A 20,877-nucleotide genomic window follows, 5' to 3' on the forward strand; every position below is an offset into this window, starting at 1 on the left:
TTCCTAATTCCAGAATAATACCGCTTTTTAATAGAGCGGTATTATTTTTGCGAATTTTTCTTTGTGATGTAGATCACGATTTTTTCTTTTCAATAAAATTCTATTTTCCTTTGAAGTTAATTTTATTTTATAATCAAAATTATGAAATGATACTTCAAAATAGCAAATAGGAGAGAGCTATGCGTTTAATTCCTTTACAAACTTCCGAACAAGTCAGCAAATGGGCAGCTCGTCATATTGTTGATCGTATTAATGAATTTAATCCAACAGAAGCGCGGCCTTTTGTGCTTGGACTGCCAACAGGTGGCACCCCTTTAGCAACTTATAAAGAATTAATTAAACTGTATCAGGCAGGGGAAGTGAGCTTCAAAAATGTGGTTACCTTTAATATGGATGAATATGTTGGATTGCCTAAAGATCATCCTGAAAGTTACCGCACTTTTATGTATAAAAACTTCTTCGATCACGTTGATATTCAAGAAAAAAATATTAATTTACTAGATGGCAATGCCCCTGATCTGGATGAAGAGTGTCGCCGTTACGAAGAAAAAATGAAATCTTATGGCAAAGTGAATTTATTTATGGGCGGAGTAGGCGTGGATGGACATATTGCCTTTAATGAACCTGCCTCATCTTTAGCGTCTCGCACTCGAATTAAAACATTGACAGAAGATACCTTAATTGCAAACTCGCGCTTTTTTGATAATGATGTTAATAAAGTACCGAAATACGCCCTAACGATTGGGGTTGCAACCTTATTAGATGCGGCAGAAGTGATGCTTTTAGTTACGGGACATAACAAAGCCCTTGCGTTGCAAGCAGGCGTGGAGGGGAGCGTGAATCATTTTTGGACGATTAGTGCGTTACAACTACACCGCCACGCAATTTTTGTTTGTGATGAACCTGCTACACAAGAGCTAAAAGTAAAAACTGTCAAATATTTTACTGAGTTAGAAGCTAAAGCAATTCATAGTGTCTTATAGAGAAGGTAAAAAATGAGTTATGCATTAGTAAACGGGGTCGTTTATACCTCGCAAAGCGTGCAGTATGGGCAAGCAGTGATCGTCGATGGGGAGAGAATTGTGGCGATTATGCCACAAGAAAATCTGCCTGAAGGATTGCAACAAATTGATTTAAAAGGGAATAATCTAACAGCAGGGTTTATTGATCTGCAATTAAATGGCTGCGGTGGCGTTATGTTTAATGGCGATACTTCAGTGAAAACCCTTGAAATTATGCAGCAAACCAATTTGCGTTCAGGCACGACAAGTTATTTGCCCACGTTTATCACGGCAGATGATGAAGGCATTAAGCAGGCTGTTTCAGTGATGGGCGAGTACCTTAAAAAGCATAAAAACCAAGCACTTGGTTTGCATTTGGAAGGCCCTTATTTAAGCGTAGAAAAGAAAGGCGTGCATCAGGCGGAATATATTCGTGCTATTAGTTCTGAAATGAAAGATTTTCTATGCCAAAATTCCTCGGTGATTAGCAAGATTACACTGGCGCCTGAAAACCCAACAGCGAAATATATTGGTGATTTTGTACAAAGTGGCATTATGGTTTCCATCGGGCATTCCAACGCCACTTATGATGTGGCAAAACAGGCGATTGCCAATGGTGCAACTTTCGCTACACACTTGCATAATGCAATGTCACCGATTAGTTCAGGGCGTGAAATGGGGGTTGTCGGTGCGGTGTTAGATAGCGATATTTACACAGGTATTATCGTAGATGGTTTGCACGTTGAATTCGGCAATATCAAAATTGATAAAAAAGTCAAAGGCGATAAATTGTGTATCGTGACAGACGCCACTGCAGCCGCTGGTGCGGATATCACATCTTTCGATTTTGTGGGGAAAACCGTGTATGTGCGCAATGGTAAATGCTATGACGAAAATGGTACGCTCGGCGGCTCTGCGATCACAATGATTGAATCGGTAGAAAATGCAGTAAAACACGTGGGGATTCCACTTGATGAAACGCTAAGAATGTGCAATTACTACCCAGCAAAAGCCATTGGTGTGGATGATCATCTAGGGGATATTGCCGAAGGGAAAATTGCTAACCTGACATTGTTCAATAATGATTTTAAAGTGCTAGGCAGTGCAGTCAATGGGCAATGGCAATGGTATGAAAACTAAGAGAAAAAACACCGCACTTTATTGATAAGAAAAAGGTAGCACAGGCTACCTTTTTATTTAGCCTGTTTTCTCAGCTAGGCATTTTGTTCAATTCATTTTAAAATACCCCCATTATCGGTTTTATGATGTAGGAAAAGAGAATGTGGGATCATCATCAAATTGCAAATGTTGATTTTGTTAAACAAATGAATAGTGCGGTGGTTTATAAATTAATTGATCAACAAGGACCAATTTCTCGTATTCAAATTTCAGAATTAAGCCAGCTTGCACCAGCCAGTGTGACAAAAATTACGCGAAATTTACTCGCGCGCGGTTTGATTAAAGAAGTTGAGCAACAAGAATCAACAGGGGGACGCCGAGCAACGTCGATTATTGCGGAATATAAGGCATTTCGAGCCATTCTAATTCGGTTGGGACAAGAGTATATTACCTTTGCAATAATGGATCTTTCTACAAAATTATTAAAGAAAACCGTGATTGATTTGCCAGAGATGAATAGTGCCGCTGAAATCGAAGCATTTTTATGTACTCACTTGAAGCAATTCATTGAAGCCAATCAGCATCGCCGTAGTGAATTTATTGCAATTGGTGTTACTGTATCAGGCTTTGTTGATAGCAAAACAAACGCGATTGAACATTTATCTTATCTTAAGTTAGATGAACCTTGGTTATTAGCGCAAAAAATAACACAGGAATTTCAATTGATGACCTTTATTGGGCATGATGTGCGTAGCCTTGCTTTAGCAGAACATTATTTCGGTGTAACAAAAGATTGCTATGATTCTTTATTACTACGTATTCATCGTGGTGTTGGTGCTGGCATTGTGATTAATCACGAAGTATTCCTTGGTTATAAAAATAATGTGGGGGAAATTGGGCATATTCAGGTTGATCCTTTAGGTAAACGCTGTTTGTGTGGCAATGTAGGCTGTTTGGAAACCGTGGTTAGTAATGCGGCAATTGAAGAAAAAATGCAACGTTTACTTGAAGATGGTTATCAAAGCAAATGGATTTCTTTAGAAAGTCATGATATTGAAGCGATTTGTAAGGCAGTGAATAAACAAGATACCGTGGCAGTAGAGTTGATTGAACACGTAGGTATCCAAATTGGACGCGTACTTGCGATGAGTGTGAATATGTTTAACCCTGAAAAAATCGTGATTTCAGGAGAAATTACGCAAGCTAAGGATGTGCTTTTTTCCGCTATTCGCCGTACCTTGGATAATTTGGCATTGCCTGCTTTTGTGAAAAATACACCACTGGTGGCTTCTGAACTACAAAATGAAGATGTTATCGGCGCATTTGCGTTGATTAAACAAGCCTTATTCGATGGTAGATTGCTCCAACATCTATTAGCAGAGTAAAGTGCGGTCGCTTTTACGCCGATTTGTATAATCTCTATGCGAATGAGAAAGAATTTAGAAAAAAGCGTAAAAAAAGAGTTGACGAAGGGGAGTCAGATCAGCATAATTAGCCCCGCAAAGCCGATGAGGTGAATGCAAAATGTTTGGCTATGTAGCTCAGTTGGTTAGAGCACAACACTCATAATGTTGGGGTCACAGGTTCGAATCCCGTCATAGCCACCATATTTGCGGGACTGGCGAAATTGGTAGACGCACCAGATTTAGGTTCTGGCGCCGCGAGGTGTGTGGGTTCAAGTCCCTCGTCCCGCACCATTCATTAGCTTGCAGTTCTTTAGTAGGTGGGGTATCGCCAAGCGGTAAGGCACCGGGTTTTGATCTCGGCATCCCTAGGTTCGAATCCTAGTACCCCAGCCATACTATCCGATTTCTTATCAAAAATTCTGATTATAGAATTCCTAATGGGGTATCGCCAAGCGGTAAGGCACCGGGTTTTGATCTCGGCATCCCTAGGTTCGAATCCTAGTACCCCAGCCATTATGATTTATTTTCTACCTTGTTTTTAGTTCTCTATAAATTCATTTAATAGCTTGCCTATATTTTTCTTTTATAAGGTCAAAAATTAAATATTGCAGTATTAAATTAATTTGGAATTTTATTCTGATTTTTATTATCTTTCCGGTTTTAAATATTTTTAATTCTATTTCATTTATCGTTTTTCATCTTTTTATAGTTTTTTATCCTGAAAATGTAGCTTTAACTTTAGTCCTTGCTGTGTTATTGTGTGCATCCATCATTGTTGTGGATGATGTAATAAAAAGGAATATAACAAATGACAACGACTTCAAATTTCAATGCTTCTACGTGGCGTTCTAAATTTTCGGCTTTAGGTCCTGGTATTTTAATGGCTTCCGCTGCGGTTGGGGGATCGCATCTTATTGCGTCAACGCAAGCTGGGGCGATTTATGGCTGGCAATTAGCGATTATTATTCTTCTTGCAAATTTATTTAAATACCCTTTTTTCCGTTTTGGTACTCAGTACACCTTAAGTACAGGGAAAACCTTGCTAGAGGGTTATAAAGAAAAAGGATATTTTTATTTATTAATTTTTTTCTTGCTTAATGTTTTTGCGACAGCGATTAATACAGCTGGAGTAGGCATTGTAACTGCAGCGATTTTAAGTTTTATTTTACCTAAAGAATGGGGATTAAGTATTTCTCAGGTGAGTACGGTTATTATTGTCCTAACTTGGTGTATTTTATTGCTTGGTAAATACCGCTTTTTAGATCGTTTATCGAAATGGATTATGATTGCATTGACTACGGCAACTGTAACAGCAGTAATTATTGCCGTTTTCAAGGAAAAAGTGATTGCACCAGACTTTATTGAGCCATCTCCTTGGAATATGCTTTCGCTTGGTTTTATTGTTGCCTTAATGGGCTGGATGCCAGCACCTATTGAAATTTCTGCAATTAACTCAATGTGGGTTGTGGCCAAAAGACGTTTTACCCATATAAATTATAAAGATGGACTGTTTGATTTTAATGTAGGCTTTATTGGTACCGCTATTCTAGCAATGGTATTTTTAGCATTAGGGGCGCTCATTCAGTATGGTTCTGGAGAAGCCGTGGAACAAGCAGGCGTGAAATATATTGCGCAATTAATTAAAATGTATGCTTATGCTATTGGAGATTGGTCTCGCTTATTAATTGCCTTTGTTGCATTAATGTGTATGTTCGGAACAACAATCACGGTGATCGATGGCTATTCCCGAGCGAATGCTGAGGCTCTACGTTTATTATTAAATCATAAAGAGCAGTCACCAAAACAATTGGCTTTATGGATGACCTTTGCCGCAGTAGCAGGCATAATTATCATTAGTTTCTTTATGAGTGATGTCGCAACAATGTTGCGCTTTGCTATGATTTGCTCTTTTGTTTCAACGCCTATTTTTGCCTATCTTAACCTTTCTCTCGTCTTAAAAGGTGAACATAAGGTTGAAGGGGGGTTATTATGGTTGTCATTTATTGGGCTTATTTATTTATCTTTGTTTACTGTGTTATTTATTTCATATCAAGTCGGTTGGATTGGTTAGTCTAAAATTTAGAAAAAAATCACCGCACTTTTATATAATCTAAATTTTACTGATTCAGGAGAGCTATAGTCTCGATTTCTAGATCGAACGCTCTCCTTTTTTATTTTTACCATCTTAGCCAGTCAAGCTAAGAATGATAAGTACTAAAGGAGAATTTATATTAAAATATTTTTTGTATTTCCAATGCGATGCTATGTTTGTGATAAGGAATATTTAAGCTATTGCTGTTCACCCGTTGATAGTTATAGCTTAATGTTGGCACTATTCCCATGAATTGAATACGGGGTGACCAGATGGATGTTGAGAATTGCGTTTCTCGATCTTGCCGTTTGGCATTACCACTTAACCCCCAATAAAATGGCGCTTTGTAGTATTTTTGTTCACGAGCAAGGCGTAAACGGACACCAATATTTTCGTTTTGATAGCCTATATTGAGATTCGCCCGATATTTTATATACCGATCTTGTGGATAAGCGGTAGCATATTTTTTACCTATATCAACGGAAATGCCGGCATACCATTTTGAGTTAATGTTCCAAGAATTGCTCAACGATAAATTTTGCGTGTAGTTTGTGAGATGTTCATATTGTTTCTGCCGATACCTTTCAGTGGCATAATTAAATGCAATTTTACTGCGAAAATAGTTGGTCCATTGATATTGCCAACTGGTTGTTATACCAAAATGATTCGTATAGGGCTTTCCTGAAAAAACGCGTAATCCTGAATAAGGTTCTAGTGTAAATTGATGATGATAATTTGCATAGCCGAATGGTATTGTTATTCGCCCATAAAAATCATTATATTGGTGGTAAGTGCGGTATATTTTTCCGATAAAATCGCTTTGCCATTGCGCATAAAAACCATTTGGCATAAAAAAAGTTTTTCGATTTCCAAATTGATAGCCTAATCCTTTATCCGCAAGTTTTTTTTCAAATGAAAAGGCACCGATTTTTTGTTTATCTGGCGCATTATTAATATTTTTATCATTGAGAAATTCAATTGCAATATAGTGTTTCCATGCTTTGCGCGATTGGAGGTATTGATCGACTTTTTCTAGTTGAGTAATAAATTGCGGGGAGGATGTCGTTGTTAAGTGCTGTTGAACAAGTTCAGTAGCTTGCCAAATTTGTTGATTTAGTAGAAGACTATCAATATGGTGAAAAATGGCTTTTTCCGAATTAGGGTAAAGTGTTTCTACTTTTGTAAACTCTGTTATAGCTAGGGGATATTGTTGTGCTGATTTTGCTACGAGTCCTTTTGCATAAGCAATGATAATTGGATTTGGATGAGTACTCGTTTCATAGACAGGAAGAATTTTTTTGAGTAGTGGAATATGTTCCTGCGCAATCGCAAGATTTATCACTTTTTGTAATAATTCTGGCGTATGGCGTAATTGTTCTGCCTTCATCTTAAGAGGCATTGAAGAAGTTTTTGGGGTTTCCTGCCAAGAGGAGGAAGAATTAATATGGATTGGCTCATAATTTAATTCTGGCGCTTCTTTTATATCTATGTTTTGTGGTAAAGCCCAGATTTTACTCGATAGAATAAGGGGAAGAATTAAAAATGTTGTTTTTTTCATTTTGCTTATTACTCAAGAAAATGCAGTATGCCTGAATGTCATACTGCATTTAATAACCTATTAGAATTTAATTTCTAGTCCTGCGAAGAAGTTACGTCCCGGGGCGGCCACGACAGAATAGTTTGGCGTGTCTAAATTCGTTTCTAAACTGCCATTCCATACTGTTTGTCGAGCGGATTCCCAAGTCACATAGCGGTAATTAAATAAATTATAGATCCCTGCTCGGAATGTCATATATTTATTAAATCGATAATGCCCAGTGAGATCGGCAATGATCCAAGATTTGGTTTTAATGTGAGAACGGCTTTCTTCTATCACACCTAAAGGTGAACTATCTTGGGCAACCAATTCTCCACTATCTTTGCCTTTGGAATAGGTTGTAACGAAGTTAATCCCCCATTTTTCTTCTGGTGAGAGGTAAGAGATTCCATAGACCACGCGTAATGGTTGAATAGAATCAAGGGAGTATGCTCTTCCTTCATATCCTTCAGGCATTTTGGCTGGTCCGCCAATTTGCTGCGTTTTACTGATTTTAGCAAAGAGATTAATTCCTTCAGGAAAGCGTTCCCATAAACTATATAGATCTAAATTGGCACTAATATCATAGCCACGTACTTTGATATCTTGTGTATTGTAATAGAATAGGTCACCTCGTCCTTGCCCTGTAGGTTTTTTTAGAGAGGCAAGAGCAATCATATTTTTATAGGTTGCCCAGAAATAACTGCTTTTTAGGCGTAATGCTTTGTATTCAAATTCTGCACCAATTTCTTGATTGCGTGAGTACTCTTTGTCTAATTTTCCTTGGATTGAATGTCCATAGGCATTGAGATCAGGACCTAGCTGTTCATAAACAGACGGGATTCTAAATCCACTACTATTACGGTAAGTAAGGGCTAATGGTTCGATAATTTGATATTTTATACCCAGATCCCAAGAGAGGTTTTGGTATTTACTTTGTTTGAATTGAATAGAGCGTTGCTGTTCCTCAAGGGTCGGGTTACCTTTAAATTGATAGTGATCATAACGTAATGCACTAGAGATAAACCATTTTTGTCCTAGCGTGATAGAGTCGCTTATACCTATAAAATAATGGCGACTTTTTATTGGACTAATTGGGTGAAAATCAATATGGTGTTTACCAGCAAATTCACGAGGTCCTGAGCCGACACGTTTATAAATGATGTCACTAAAACGATCATAATCATAAAAATGATGCTTACTCAATATTGTGCCGAGAACTACGCGGGTATCGTGTCCTGTTTCTCCCCATTCCCAGAGTTTATTCAAATTGAGATCGAAGCGATAGTCTGTTTGTTTGCTATTAACAATATGATGCCAAGATTTTTGCCCTTCTTCAGTTGCCCAGCAATTCGCATCTACGGAAGGCCATTTGGCACAATTTAACCGCTTCACTTCTGATTTCATAATCAGATCACGTTTATCAAAACGAACCACCGCAGAGTTTACCCAAGCAGCTTCGTCTTTTGCATCAAAACGGTACTCTAATCCAATTCTATTGTTTTGATGAGTATCAAAATAAAATTGTGAAGGGGTATATTGAATCCGTTTTGTTGAGATTTCATCATAGAAAGGGGATTCAGGGTAGAGTACACCATTAATCAGATGCTTTTCTTGACCATTATAATAATTTGGACGTTGCATTTCTCGCATTTTATATTGTTGTTTAGTTCGATTTAATACAATGCCCAAGTAGTGTTGAGGGGTAAAATGCCAACCAAATTTACTCAGTAATGAATGACTTTCATAATCGAGTGGATTAGGAATACGACGACGTACGCCACTTACTTCTTCCATACTGACCCAACGCCCTTTTTTATTCATAATAGGATCGACAGGATCAGCGTGATTCGCAATGAAAAGCGTGCCTTTATAAAGATCTTTATGCGCTTGAATTTCATGTCCATTACGATGAGAATATTGCACAAACCCATCGAATTTCCCCGCTCGGAAAGCTAAACCACCGCTATATAATTTTCGCTTATCTTTGGAGGTATAGTCTGTTTTAAAACGACCGCCTATGGATTGATCGGGCTGTAAGAAATCATCAACATTCTTCGTTTCCATTGATACAGCACCACCTAATGCCCCACTACCAGATTCAGCAGATGATGCGCCTTTTCTTAGATCAAGTAGTCGAAGATCTTCATATTCCACATCATTTTTTGCTGAACCGGATAACATTGAAAATGTACCGCTTGCATCATGTCTTTTCAATGTTGATGAAGCACCTAATCCATCTAGATCAATAGCGACTCGATCTTGATCAACTCCACGTATAGAAAACCCTCTAGTGGTTCCTCGTCCTCCCGCTTCGGTGATTGAAACACCGGGATCGTAGCGTGTGATATCACGAATATTTTCTATTTGTTCATTTTGTATTTGAGCCTGATTTTTACGTACTTCCCCTAAGCCAGAAACATTTTGCTTCTGTTTTTCAAATTTCTCTTTAATATGAATTGTTTCTAGTGTTGTAATCTCGGACTCTTCTAACGCCTCTTGCTGATTTTCTGCTTGAACATAAAGTGCGGTACAAAAAAGACAAAAAACGAGATTCATTTTATTTATGAGAGAAATGGTATTCTTTGCTGACATCATTCTTTCCTTTTATTGTTGAATTTGTTTTCCACCAAAAACGGCACCAAAAGTTTTGTCTTCTTTTATTACCGTTCCGCCAATTTCATTAGCGTTTGTACCGTAAAAATGACCTGATACATTTGCATCACCTGTAATAACGGCACCGGAGCCGGTAATATTGCCATCGTGTACAGCTAGATTTGCTTTTCCATTAAAGCCATTTTCAGTAATAGACAAATTCTCAAATTTTACTGCTGAAGTTCCGCCATTATTTTTTAATTCACCAGAGACTTGGCGAGTCGCAAAATTTGCCGTAAATTCTGCATCTTGATAACGTCTAGATACATTAGCCGCTTGACCTTTACCAAAGCCATACCAATGTCCGTGATACTTTACTTCACCCGTTACAGGGATTTCAGAAATAGGTGTAACATAGCCTTGAACAAACAGATTGCCTCGCTTCTCGGTTTTATTATCTGCCTGTTTTATTTCGTGATTTTCAACACCAAAACGTAAAAAATTAAAATCTCCACAGCATATTTTATCTGTGTTAGTAGTATCTAAATTAACCAAAATGCCATCAATTTGAAGCTTATTAATATCACCAGAAAAATTTTGTGATTGTGGTTTATTTTCAGAAAAGGTGTTACTATCCCCTTCATTGGTAAAAGGTAAAGTTTGAGCATTTAGGTGTTTACCGTCAGTTTCAACGGCTTCTTCTGAATTTTGCTTAGCGGCAAAAACACCTGCAAAATGATTATCTTCTGACCATACCCGCCCAGCTAATTGTTTTGCTTTTTCACCCGCAAAAGAGCCTAATACCTTTGCATTTTGCGGTAACGGAGGGTTGTCATTTCCATCATTAGCAAAAAGCGTGGTTTGACCATTTTTTGTGGCATTACCACGGAAACCGTTTTCTGTAATCGTTGCGTTAATGTCATAAACAATTTTTTTATCATTTCTATCAACCGCATCTAATGTTCCCGTTACCGTTTTATTTGAGAAATCAACGGTGAAAACCGCTTTATTTTGTTTTGATGTTCCACCAGCTTGTTTGCCTGTTTCGTAGTATGAACCACTACCGCTACCTTTTTGTGGCGTATAGGTTGCATATTCCCAAACACCACTATAAGTTGCCTTTCCTTTCATTGGCATATCCATCGTTTTTTCACGAATGGCATAAAAAATATTATTATAGCTTTGGCCTTTAGGAAGTACTGTTTTCGGATCTTGTTCAATTAATTCAATAAAACCGACTTTGACATCACCATATTCTGTGATTTTGAGGTAAATATAATTGGTGCTATCTTCTTTCGCATAAAAAACCAATGTATCGTTCTTATCTCCTATTGATGCAAATTGTGAAATATTTTTTACCGCTCTTTTCCATACTTTCTTACCATTTTCATCAATAACTTGAATAGATTCAGAATGAGGTTGATGATCGTGGGTTAGAGGATAATCACCTTTAAATAATAGGACATCATAGTCTTTAGGATTAAGGTTGGTACGTGCATCGGTAATTACTCGTTTTTGGCTTTTTACATCTTCAAAATCACTATTCATTACACTACCATCGCGACCCGGTCCCCAAGGGGTTGTAGCTACCCAGCCCATTTCACTCAAGTCTTCTGGGGCAGGAGATTCTAATTTTTTGCCATTATTTTCGGTAACATAATTAGGCTTAGAGGGTTGATTATCCGTGACAACATTGGGTGGGTTAGCATTCTCTACGTCAAATCCGCCGCCACCAGAAGCACAGCTTATGCAGAATAATGAGGTGAGAGTACATAGAACGGTTTTCTTTATTTCCATAAAATAACTCCTTATTGGTAATAGTTCTCATTAATATTATTATAAATAATAATTATTATCAAAAACTATTTTTCCAAATAAAGAAAATTTTCTGAAATGCTTTTTCAATAATGGTTTGTTTGATGTTTCAATATAAAGGAGATGAGAGATAATTACTAAATTTCAGGAATAAGAAAGATGTGGCGTAGTAAGGTGCATAGCGAAAGAGCTATGCACCAAAAAGGGAAATGAATATTATGAGGTTGCAATCCCTTTATGCTTTAATAAAGCATCGAGTTTAGGCTCACGCCCTCTAAAGCGTTTAAATAATGCCATTGGCTCTTCCGAACCACCACGGGTAAGAATTTCATCTAAGAAAGATTGCCCTGTTTGTGGGTTAAAGATGCCTTCTTCTTCAAAACGAGAAAATGCATCGGCTGATAGCACTTCGGCCCATAAATAACTGTAATAACCAGCGGCATAGCCTCCAGCAAAAATATGGCTAAAGCTATGTGGGTTTCTTGCCCACTCAACACCTTTCAGCACCGCAACTTCTTTTTTCACTTGCTGTAATATCTCTAAAATTTGATTCTCTTGGTTCGCATCAAAATAATGATGTAAACGGAAATCAAATAAGCCAAATTCAAGTTGGCGTAATACAAACATTGCTGCTTGGAAGTTTTTCGCTTTGAGTAGCTGTTGCAATTTTTCTTTTGGTAGAGGCTCACCGGTTTCATAATGTCCTGAAATAAAGGCAAGGGCATCTTCTTCCCAGCACCAGTTTTCTAAGAATTGGCTTGGTAATTCCACGGCATCCCAAGGTACACCATTGATCCCTGCCACATCGGCTACATCAATTTGTGTTAGCATATGATGAATGCCGTGTCCAAATTCGTGGAATAATGTGGTCACTTCATCATGGGTAAAGAGAGCAGGTTTATCACCCACAGGCGCATTAAAGTTACAAGTAAGATAAGCCACAGGATACTGAATAGTGCCGTCTGATTTACGGCGACGACCGACGCAATCATCCATCCACGCCCCGCCACGTTTATTTTCACGAGCGTAGAGATCTAAATAAAAGCTACCACGCAGTTGATCTTGGCTATCAATCAGATCAAAGAAACGTACATCATTATGCCAAGTTTCTACATCAAAACGCTCAACAGCACGAATATTAAATAAACGTTTAATCAGCTCAAATAAGCCACTCAGTACGCGATCTTCAGGAAAATAAGGGCGAAGTGCTTCATCATTAATCGCATATAAATGTTGTTTTTGTTTTTCGCTATAAAACGCAATATCCCAAGGTTCAAGTGCGGTGATATTAAAGTGCGTTTTACAAAATGCGTTTAATTCGGCTAATTCTTGCTGTCCTTGCTCTTTTGAACGGCTTGCTAAATTCTCAAGGAAATCCAATACTTGTTGTGGGCTTTCAGCCATTTTGGTGGCAAGGGAAAGTTCGGTGTAATGCTCAAAATCAAGCAATTTTGCTAATTCCACACGCAAGGTTAAGATCTCTTGCATAATGGCAGAGTTATCCCATTTGCCAGCATTCGGGCCTTGTTCTGAAGCGCGCGTAACGAACGCGCGGTACATTTCTTCACGCAATTGGCGATTTTCACAATACGTCATCACTGGTAAATAGCTTGGAAACTCAAGGGTAAAGCGATAGCCTTCTCGCCCTTTGCTTTCTGCGGATTGTTTTGCGGCTTGTAAAGCACTTTCTGGCAAACCAGCTAATTCATTTTTATCTGTGATCACTTTATCCCAGCCCATTGTGGCATCTAGCACATTATTGCTAAATTGCGAGCTTAATTCAGATAAACGCGCCACGATTTCCCCATAGCGTTTTTGTTTTTCTGCTGGAAGGGAAATGCCCGAGAGTTTGAAATCACGTAAGGCATTATCAATGGCTTTTTTCTGTGCCACGGTATAAGTTGCATATTCTGGGCTGTTTTTGAGTTGTAAATAGGCTTGATATAAACCTTCGTGTTGCCCTAACCAAGTGCTATATTCGGAAAGCAATGGCAAGCAGGCTTGATAGGCTTCACGCAATTCAGGGCTATTTTTTACTGCATTTAAGTGGCTGACGGGTGACCACGCTTTACTTAAGCGATCACCACTTTCAGTAAGTGGCTCAATAAAATTCTGCCACGTTAAGTGCGGTTGTTTTAAAACTTGCGCGACGGTATCTCGATTTTCTTGAATTAATTGGCTAATTGCAGGTTGAATATGTTCAGGTTTGATGTGCGAAAATTGCGGTAAGGTCGTTTCGCTTAATAGCGGATTTGGCATAACAGCTCCTTGCTTTTTTATAGTGTTTTGCATTACATAACAAATAAGGGGCGATTTTATAATATCAAGGTTGAGAAATCTAAAAAAATATGGATAATTGAGAATTATTTTTATTTGGAAAGAAAAATGAAAGCTATTTACATCGTTTTAGGATTTATTTCGTTAGCACTCGGCATTATTGGCGCATTTTTGCCCTTACTACCGACGACACCTTTTTTATTACTCACGGTATTTTGCTTTGCACAAGGTTCTGAACGTTTACATAATTGGATTATTCACACGGAACTTTATAAAAAGCATTTGCAGTCTTTCAGTGAACAGCGTGCATTAACGTTAAAAACCAAAATTCGGATTCTTATTTTATCCACCACAATGCTGGCAATTGGGTTTTATTTTACCCCTACCATTTTTGGTAAAATCGCCATTTTACTCGGTTTGATCATTCACTATTGGGTGTTTTTCTTTTGGATTAAAACGCTGAAAGAATAACCCATTATTAAAGAAAGAATGATTGGTAATAAAGGGGCATTTTTGTATAATGCCCCTACTTTTACCTGAGTTTTTAAGCCAATGCCATCATTGAACGTTTCAACAATTTTACCAAGTGCGGTGTTTTTTTGCGTTATTTTCGGATTAACCGGTTGCGATAAGCCACAGCAGGTTACCACGCCTCATCCTACACAAACCACGACAACACAAACTGAACCTGAAGTGCGTATTCCTCGCTTAGTGCGTGGCGTTTATGGTGATTTAGTGATTTCACCAGACAAACTACAAAATGATGAACAAGCCATTTTTTTGCGTGATATTCTAGAAGGCTTGGTAATTTACGATCCGCACGGCAATGTGATTCCTGCCGTTGCTGAAAGCTGGCAAACCAAAGATAATAAAACTTGGATATTTACTTTGCGTGAATCGGCAAAATGGTCAAATGGCTTACCTGTTACCGCCGAAGATTTTGTACAAAGCTGGCGAAAATTAGCGACTTCAAATAATCCGCTGAAAAAATACTTAGCTTTTATCAATATTCAGCACGCGACCGCTGTGATACAAGGGGAAGCGGATGCCGCTCAATTAGGCGTGCAAGCCCTGTCTCCACAGCAATTACAAATCACCTTAGAAAAAGCGATCCCCTATTTACCCGCAATGTTGGCGCACCCTGTGCTATTACCGCAGTCTTTTGCCGAACAGCAAGGTTTTGTGAGCAATGGGGCTTATTATGTGAAAAATCAGCAAGGGGATGAAATTCATCTGGCACAAAATCCTTATTATTGGCAAGGTGAGAATGTGGCATTCTCTTTGGTTGATTATAAAAAACTCACGTCAAATCAAGAACTGACAGGGATTGATATTGTTGCCAATCCAACACATCGCAATGTACAAGTGACGTATTTTCCGAAGCTTTGCACTTATTATTATGAATTTAATTTTAATGATCCAAGGTTGGCTAAAAGTGCGGTACGAAAATCTCTTGTTTTTTTAGCTTCAACACGTAACTTAGTGCGGGGTGAACCGCAGGCTCGTCTGGCGAGTAATCATTTTCTTCCCATTTCAATGCAAGGTGAGCCAGAGAATGCGTGGTCGCCCGTGTTAGTGGAACAGCTTTTACAGCAAAATGGGATTACCGAAAAATCTCCTCTGGTGTTGCGTTTAACCTTTGACCAAGAAGGGATTAATCACACCATTGGGCAGCGTTTAGTGCAAATGTGGTCGCAATCTGATCTCATTCATATTCAAGCCGATCCTGTGCCTTGGCAAACCTTATTGGAAAGACGTGCGAAAGGTGATTTTCAAATTATTCGCTCAGGCTGGTGTGCGGATTACAACGATCCTTCGGCATTTTTAATGAATTTTTATTCTAAAAATCCAGACAATAAATCCGCGTATCACAACGAAAAAGTGGACGCGTTACTAGAACAGAGTCTACAACCCATTTCTACGCAAAAACGCACCGCACTTTATCAGCAAGTAACTCAATTATTACAACAAGATAATGTGGTTTTACCCGTGTTTCAGTATACCACTCCCATTTATCTTAGCCCTAATTTGCAAGGTATTGATCGGCAAAATCCAACCAATGTGATTTATAGCAAGGATTTAAAGCGGGAGTATTAACATCAGAGGAAAGTGAAATCACGTTGTAAAAATCATTTCCCTAATTTTGCTAATTTGCGAGGCATTTAAACCATCACCGTTAAAAAAGCTCTTGAGCCAGTTCGTTTGCGTTTCGAGTTTATTCGGGTGATGCCTTTTTTCTAGGCTATTTAATTTTGCTTTAGCACGATCAATATAGATTTTTAATTCTGTTGATTGGGCAGGGGAAAAATCCACCATTTTGAGTAGGGCTTTCACCTCTTTTTCAGCAAGATTTTCGGATTTTAATAACGCATTGATCCAATTATATTGACTTTGCGGTTTGTTCGGTAAGCTTCTGGGAGAAATCGCATTTATTTTATCAATGTGCTTCTGTATTGTTGAGGCAAATTCAGCCATATTTTTAGTTTGGCTATTATCTCTTGGATTCGGATTGCTTAGAATGTCATTTATGCTGTCTAATCGCTTAGCCTGTTTGATCCGATCTTTTATGAGGTAATAATGAATGATTGAATCGAACCCTTTATCTTTAGAAATAATATAAAGGGAATTAAATTGATATTCTGTTGTGATACGCGCCATCTCATCAACAATAATAAAATCTAATGCATTTTTTCCTGATTTCGGACATTCAATAATACGGCAATTTTTTCCGAATCTTATCAAAGAGGTTACCAATGTAACAGGCAGGGATTTTTGATTTTCACCAATACAAAGCACAATAAAATGATCATTTAGAGATAAATGCTCTAATGTTGTCGGTTGGATATTTTCATAATCAATAAAAATCAATTTCATCTTATCCCTCGATAAAAATTAATTGGTAGGTGCAGCTTCTTCCACGGGGACTGGCTGAGAGCCTAAAGCGGAGGGGGTTAACACATCCCACAAGCTCGGCTGTTTCGGTTCTGGTGCAACTTCGCGAGGGGCTGAACAGAAAGATTGGTTACCATCTGTCCATACAGGAATTTGCCGTACATTGCCACAATCCCAACCTCCATAACTATTAATACCAACCCATTTAATGCCTGCTGGCGTAGATGGATGTAAAGTTTTCGCCTGCGTGCGTTGTAGATAGTTTTTATATACCTGCAATGCCCCCGTTGCTCCTGTTAATTTTGTTTCGCCATTGTCATCACGTCCAAGCCAAACCGTGGCGACATTTTCGCCGTCAATCCCCACAAACCAAGTATCACGCGCAGAGTTTGTGGTACCCGTTTTTCCTGCTAAACGTAAATGGGCGAATTGGTTTTGCAAACTGCGGGCAGTGCCGCGTTCTACTGTTTGTTGCATAGCAAAAAGCGTTTCATAAGCCGCTTGTGCTGGAACAACTTGGTTTGGTTGCGTATTTCGCTGATAAATTAATTCCCCTTTTTGATTTGTAATGCTATTTACTGTTGCAAGGGGAATGGTCGACCCTTGATTGGCAATTGTTTGGAATAATTTCGTCACTTCATAAGGGGAAATTGAGTAAGATCCCAACAACATTGCCGGGACTTTAGGAATTTTTACTTTATCCCAGCCCATCGCTTTTTGGGTTTCAATCACTTTGCTTAGTCCTACTTTCATTCCAATATTTACTGTAGGAATATTTAACGATCGTGCAAGTGCATCCATTAACATCACAGAGCCACTATAACGACGATCATAATTCCGCGGTTGCCAAGGCGGACTACCTTTAGTATGAATGGTAATCGGCTGATTTTTAATTGGCGTATTTAAACGAAATTCGCTAGGTTCAGTAAGTGCGGTTAAATAAATAGAAGGTTTTACGAGTGAGCCAATTTGACGTCTCGCATTTAATGCACGGTTAAAACCCGCATAGTTGGTTTGCAAACCACCCACAATGGCTTTGATTTCACCTGAATGATAATCTGCCACGATCATTGCAGACTCTAAATAAGGATTTTTATATTTCAACTGTAATTCAGAAACGGCATTAATTACTGCTTGTTCAGCATAATGTTGCTGTTTAATATCTAACGTAGAGAAAATGCGTGTGCCAGATAAACTACTTGCACGATTTTCGCCTAATTGCTGGCGAAGTTCGGCTTGCAAGGTTTGAATAAAAGCCGGATATTTTCGGTTAATTTGTCCCCGTTTTTGCACGCCAAGCGGACGTTTGCTCAACATCTCATACAACTCTTGCCCAATCACTTTGTGTTCAAGTAATAAACGTAACACCACATTACGGCGCTCAAGCGCATTTTCAGGGTTGCGCCAAGGATTATATAGCGAGGGGCCTTTTACCATTCCTACTAATAAGGCAATTTGATCTAAATTGATCTCACGAATTGAACGGCCAAAATAAAAATGGCTTGCTAATTCAAAACCGTGGATTTGCGTATTGCCGTTTTGTCCAAGATAAATTTCATTAAGATAGGTTTCCAAAATACGGTTTTTGTCGTAACGCCAATCTAAAATGAGTGCCATTAGCGCTTCATTGATTTTTCTTGTGAATGTACGTTCGTTAGAAAGGAAAAGATTTTTAACCAATTGCTGCGTTAAGGTACTTCCCCCTTGCACGCGATGGCCTGCTTGTAGGTTTGCCACAATGGCTCTTGCAATACCTAAAGGGCTTATCCCGTCGTGTTCATAAAATCGGCGATCTTCGGTTAAAAGCAAGGTATCAATCAATAATCTAGGATAATTTTGTAAAGAAAGGGTTAAGCGTTCTTCATTTTCTGATTGCAACATTGCAATTAATTTGGGGGCGAGAGAAAATTCATCAATGGCTTTTACATTAACTAAATCTTCTATTACCGCTAATTTGTTGTCTTTAAAGCGTAAACGGAAAACACGCTGGGCTTCAGGGTGAACAGGGAATGGAAAGGCACCACGCAACAAAACGAGGGTATTGTCTTCAATTTTGAAATCGCCCGGGGCAGCAACCATTGTGGTTTGACGATAATCGTTTTCTAATAAACGTTGTTTGACCTCATTGAGGCTTAGCCCATCAGATAATTTAATGGTATCTATTTTGCTATAAACTTCCGCGGGTAACTGCCAGATTTGCCCATCCATTTTGGTGCGGATTTGCCCATCTAAATAAATTCCGTAAAAAGTAACGTAACAAGCCAGCACAAACGCGATTTTAAGCAAAAAATGACGAAAACGCTTTTTTCGCGAAGGGGAGGCTGTTTCTTTTGTTTCTGGTGTAGGATTGCTTTCTGACATTACACATTATACCTAGTGATCTGGCACGAATTTTAGCGCTTAAAGGATAAATAAGATTGTAAAAACTGTTCAAAATCTTCCAAGCCACAGAAAGCGAGGCTTTCCTCATCATAGTAATGAAAATCTGGCTCAAGTTCTTGTTGTTCATCAATAGCAAGATTATTCGCACGAATCATCACTTCATCAGCACTGACAAATAGGCTATATTCAGCGCCAAGTAATTTGAAATCCTGTGTTGGCGCTTGGCGAGCTTGATTGATAAGAGAAAGTGCGGTGGAAATTAGCTGAGAATTTGACCGCACTTCGGTATTTAACCAATTGGCTAAAGCCTCGTGTCCCATTGAACATTTGGCTGAAATTTGTCCGCCTTGGGCAAAAAATTGATAATCCATTTTGAGTGATTAGGTTAGATACTGAACGATGAACCGCAACCACAAGTCGTTGTCGCATTAGGGTTATTTACCACGAAACGAGAGCCTTCTAGCCCTTCCGTGTAATCCACTGTGCCACCAATTAAATATTGCAAGCTCATTGGATCAATGACTAACTGCACGCCTGAATTCTCAATAGTGAGATCACCTTCATTCACTTTTTCATCAAAGGTAAAACCATATTGAAAACCGCTACAACCACCGCCTGTGATATAAACGCGTAATTTAAGCTCGCTATTTTCTTCTTCGGTAATCAAGGCTTTTACTTTATTGGCCGCCGCATCGGTAAAGGTTAAAGGAATTGCCATTTCTGTCATAATTTATCTCGCTTGTATCCTTGTCAATTTTAAGTTGGCTATTATCTAATAACCAAGTAAACCATTCAAGAATTTATCAAGGATTTTTCAACGGAAAGGTGGTAAAATGCCGCACAAATTTTTGTCAAGGAGAAGTTATGGCAATTCCAATTAGAACAGAACAAGAAATTGAAAAACTGCGTGAGGCCTGTAAATTAGCCTCTGATGTGTTAGTGATGATCGAACCTTATGTAAAAGCGGGTGTTACCACTGGCGAGTTAGATCGCTTGTGCCACGAGTATATGGTGGAACAACAAAAGGTGATTCCTGCTTGCTTAGGTTATCACGGTTTTCCTAAAGCAACCTGTATTTCCATTAACGAAGTGGTGTGTCACGGTATTCCCAGTGAAGGAAAACAACTAAAAAATGGCGATATTGTGAACATTGATGTAACAGTGATTAAAGATGGCTACTATGGCGATAATTCCAAAATGTTTATCGTTGGCGAGACAAATATCCGTAGCAAAAAATTGGTGGACGTAACACAAGAAGCCTTATATATCGGCTTGCGTACGGTAAAACCGGGGATTCGTTTAAGAGAAATTGGCAAAGCAATCCAAAAATATGCAGAGTCGCAAGGCTTTAGTGTTGTGCGTGAATATTGTGGACACGGCATTGGTACCGAATTTCATAATGATCCCCAAGTGTTACATTATGACGGAGATGATGGCGGTGTGATCTTGAAAGAGGGAATGGTTTTCACCATTGAGCCGATGATCAACGCAGGCAAGCGTGAAGTGCGTTTAATGGGCGATGGATGGACGGTAAAAACCAAAGATCGCAGCCATTCTGCGCAATTTGAGCATCAAATCGTGGTTACCGCAAAGGGTTGTGAAGTAATGACAATTCGCGAGGAAGAAGAAAAAGCAGGACGCATTCAGCGGTTTATGGTGAATGTATAATCTACGGGCGAACACATCGGTTCGCCCCTACGATTTATTAAGTCATCAATATAA

Annotated in this window: 15 protein-coding genes and 4 tRNA genes; 11 read left to right on the forward strand and 8 right to left on the reverse strand. The window is 38.7% G+C overall.

The window, feature by feature from the left end; translation table 11 throughout:
• The first annotated feature begins 179 nt into the window (after nucleotides 1-179).
• The 8 genes from nagB (at nucleotide 180) to L4F93_RS07165 (ending at nucleotide 5,597) form a co-directional block, all read left to right on the forward strand.
• Complete coding sequence (nagB, locus tag L4F93_RS07130) at nucleotides 180-983, forward strand: glucosamine-6-phosphate deaminase (RefSeq protein WP_250349654.1); 804 nt, start codon at nucleotides 180-182, stop codon at nucleotides 981-983.
• A gap of 12 nt (nucleotides 984-995) precedes the next feature.
• Nucleotides 996-2,141, forward strand: a complete 1,146-nt coding sequence (gene nagA / locus L4F93_RS07135) for an N-acetylglucosamine-6-phosphate deacetylase (protein ID WP_250349655.1) — start codon at nucleotides 996-998, stop codon at nucleotides 2,139-2,141.
• 140 nt (nucleotides 2,142-2,281) lie between these two features.
• Nucleotides 2,282-3,505, forward strand: coding sequence for an ROK family transcriptional regulator (locus L4F93_RS07140; RefSeq protein WP_250349656.1), 1,224 nt, complete (start codon nucleotides 2,282-2,284; stop codon nucleotides 3,503-3,505).
• A 145-nt stretch (nucleotides 3,506-3,650) separates the two neighbouring features.
• Nucleotides 3,651-3,727 (forward strand) — tRNA-Met (locus L4F93_RS07145).
• A gap of 5 nt (nucleotides 3,728-3,732) precedes the next feature.
• Nucleotides 3,733-3,817, forward strand: a tRNA-Leu gene (locus tag L4F93_RS07150).
• Nucleotides 3,818-3,844: 27 nt separating this feature from the next.
• Nucleotides 3,845-3,919, forward strand: a tRNA-Gln gene (locus tag L4F93_RS07155).
• A gap of 45 nt (nucleotides 3,920-3,964) precedes the next feature.
• Nucleotides 3,965-4,039, forward strand: a tRNA-Gln gene (locus L4F93_RS07160).
• Nucleotides 4,040-4,334: 295 nt separating this feature from the next.
• Nucleotides 4,335-5,597 carry an NRAMP family divalent metal transporter gene (locus L4F93_RS07165; RefSeq protein WP_250349657.1) on the forward strand — a complete coding sequence of 421 codons (1,263 nt, stop codon included), beginning with the start codon at nucleotides 4,335-4,337 and terminating at the stop codon, nucleotides 5,595-5,597.
• Nucleotides 5,598-5,757: 160 nt separating this feature from the next.
• Here the strand turns inward: L4F93_RS07165 and L4F93_RS07170 are convergent, their stop codons facing one another.
• From L4F93_RS07170 to prlC, 4 genes are all read right to left on the reverse strand, one after another.
• Nucleotides 5,758-7,176 (reverse strand): surface lipoprotein assembly modifier, encoded by a 1,419-nt coding sequence (locus tag L4F93_RS07170; protein ID WP_250349658.1) that lies wholly within the window; start codon nucleotides 7,174-7,176, stop codon nucleotides 5,758-5,760.
• Between the two features lie 60 nt (nucleotides 7,177-7,236).
• Nucleotides 7,237-9,792 (reverse strand): TonB-dependent hemoglobin/transferrin/lactoferrin family receptor, encoded by a 2,556-nt coding sequence (locus tag L4F93_RS07175; RefSeq protein ID WP_250349659.1) that lies wholly within the window; start codon nucleotides 9,790-9,792, stop codon nucleotides 7,237-7,239.
• Nucleotides 9,793-9,801: 9 nt separating this feature from the next.
• Nucleotides 9,802-11,586 (reverse strand): transferrin-binding protein-like solute binding protein, encoded by a 1,785-nt coding sequence (locus L4F93_RS07180; protein WP_250349660.1) that lies wholly within the window; start codon nucleotides 11,584-11,586, stop codon nucleotides 9,802-9,804.
• Between the two features lie 234 nt (nucleotides 11,587-11,820).
• A complete protein-coding gene (prlC, locus tag L4F93_RS07185) occupies nucleotides 11,821-13,863 on the reverse strand; it encodes an oligopeptidase A (protein ID WP_250349661.1) in 2,043 nt (680 codons plus the stop codon).
• A gap of 126 nt (nucleotides 13,864-13,989) precedes the next feature.
• On the opposite strand from prlC, the gene L4F93_RS07190 reads away from it, so the two are divergent.
• Together L4F93_RS07190 and L4F93_RS07195 are read left to right on the forward strand one after the other, a co-directional pair.
• Entirely contained in the window at nucleotides 13,990-14,352 is a 363-nt protein-coding gene (locus L4F93_RS07190; protein ID WP_250349662.1) for a YbaN family protein, read from the forward strand.
• Nucleotides 14,353-14,433: 81 nt separating this feature from the next.
• Nucleotides 14,434-15,978: a peptide ABC transporter substrate-binding protein gene (locus L4F93_RS07195; protein WP_250349663.1), complete on the forward strand. Its 1,545-nt coding sequence runs from the start codon at nucleotides 14,434-14,436 to the stop codon at nucleotides 15,976-15,978.
• 18 nt (nucleotides 15,979-15,996) lie between these two features.
• Here the strand turns inward: L4F93_RS07195 and L4F93_RS07200 are convergent, their stop codons facing one another.
• Genes L4F93_RS07200 through erpA form a run of 4 tightly spaced genes read right to left on the reverse strand, consistent with a single transcriptional unit; the run spans nucleotide 15,997 to nucleotide 19,882 of the window.
• The gene (locus L4F93_RS07200; protein ID WP_250349664.1) at nucleotides 15,997-16,755 is read right to left on the reverse strand and encodes a PIN domain-containing protein; all 759 of its coding nucleotides are present in this window, start codon (nucleotides 16,753-16,755) and stop codon (nucleotides 15,997-15,999) included.
• An 18-nt stretch (nucleotides 16,756-16,773) separates the two neighbouring features.
• A complete protein-coding gene (mrcB, locus tag L4F93_RS07205) occupies nucleotides 16,774-19,134 on the reverse strand; it encodes a penicillin-binding protein 1B (protein ID WP_250349665.1) in 2,361 nt (786 codons plus the stop codon).
• A gap of 32 nt (nucleotides 19,135-19,166) precedes the next feature.
• Entirely contained in the window at nucleotides 19,167-19,526 is a 360-nt protein-coding gene (locus L4F93_RS07210; RefSeq protein ID WP_250349666.1) for a YacL family protein, read from the reverse strand.
• A gap of 14 nt (nucleotides 19,527-19,540) precedes the next feature.
• Nucleotides 19,541-19,882, reverse strand: coding sequence for an iron-sulfur cluster insertion protein ErpA (gene erpA / locus L4F93_RS07215; RefSeq protein ID WP_268738983.1), 342 nt, complete (start codon nucleotides 19,880-19,882; stop codon nucleotides 19,541-19,543).
• 137 nt (nucleotides 19,883-20,019) lie between these two features.
• Between erpA and map the strand changes: the two genes are divergently transcribed.
• Nucleotides 20,020-20,823, forward strand: a complete 804-nt coding sequence (map, locus tag L4F93_RS07220) for a type I methionyl aminopeptidase (RefSeq protein ID WP_250349667.1) — start codon at nucleotides 20,020-20,022, stop codon at nucleotides 20,821-20,823.
• The last annotated feature ends 54 nt before the right edge of the window (nucleotides 20,824-20,877 follow it).

Origin of the sequence: Avibacterium sp. 20-132, assembly GCF_023611925.1 — a bacterium.
Classification (GTDB): Bacteria; Pseudomonadota; Gammaproteobacteria; order Enterobacterales; family Pasteurellaceae; genus Avibacterium.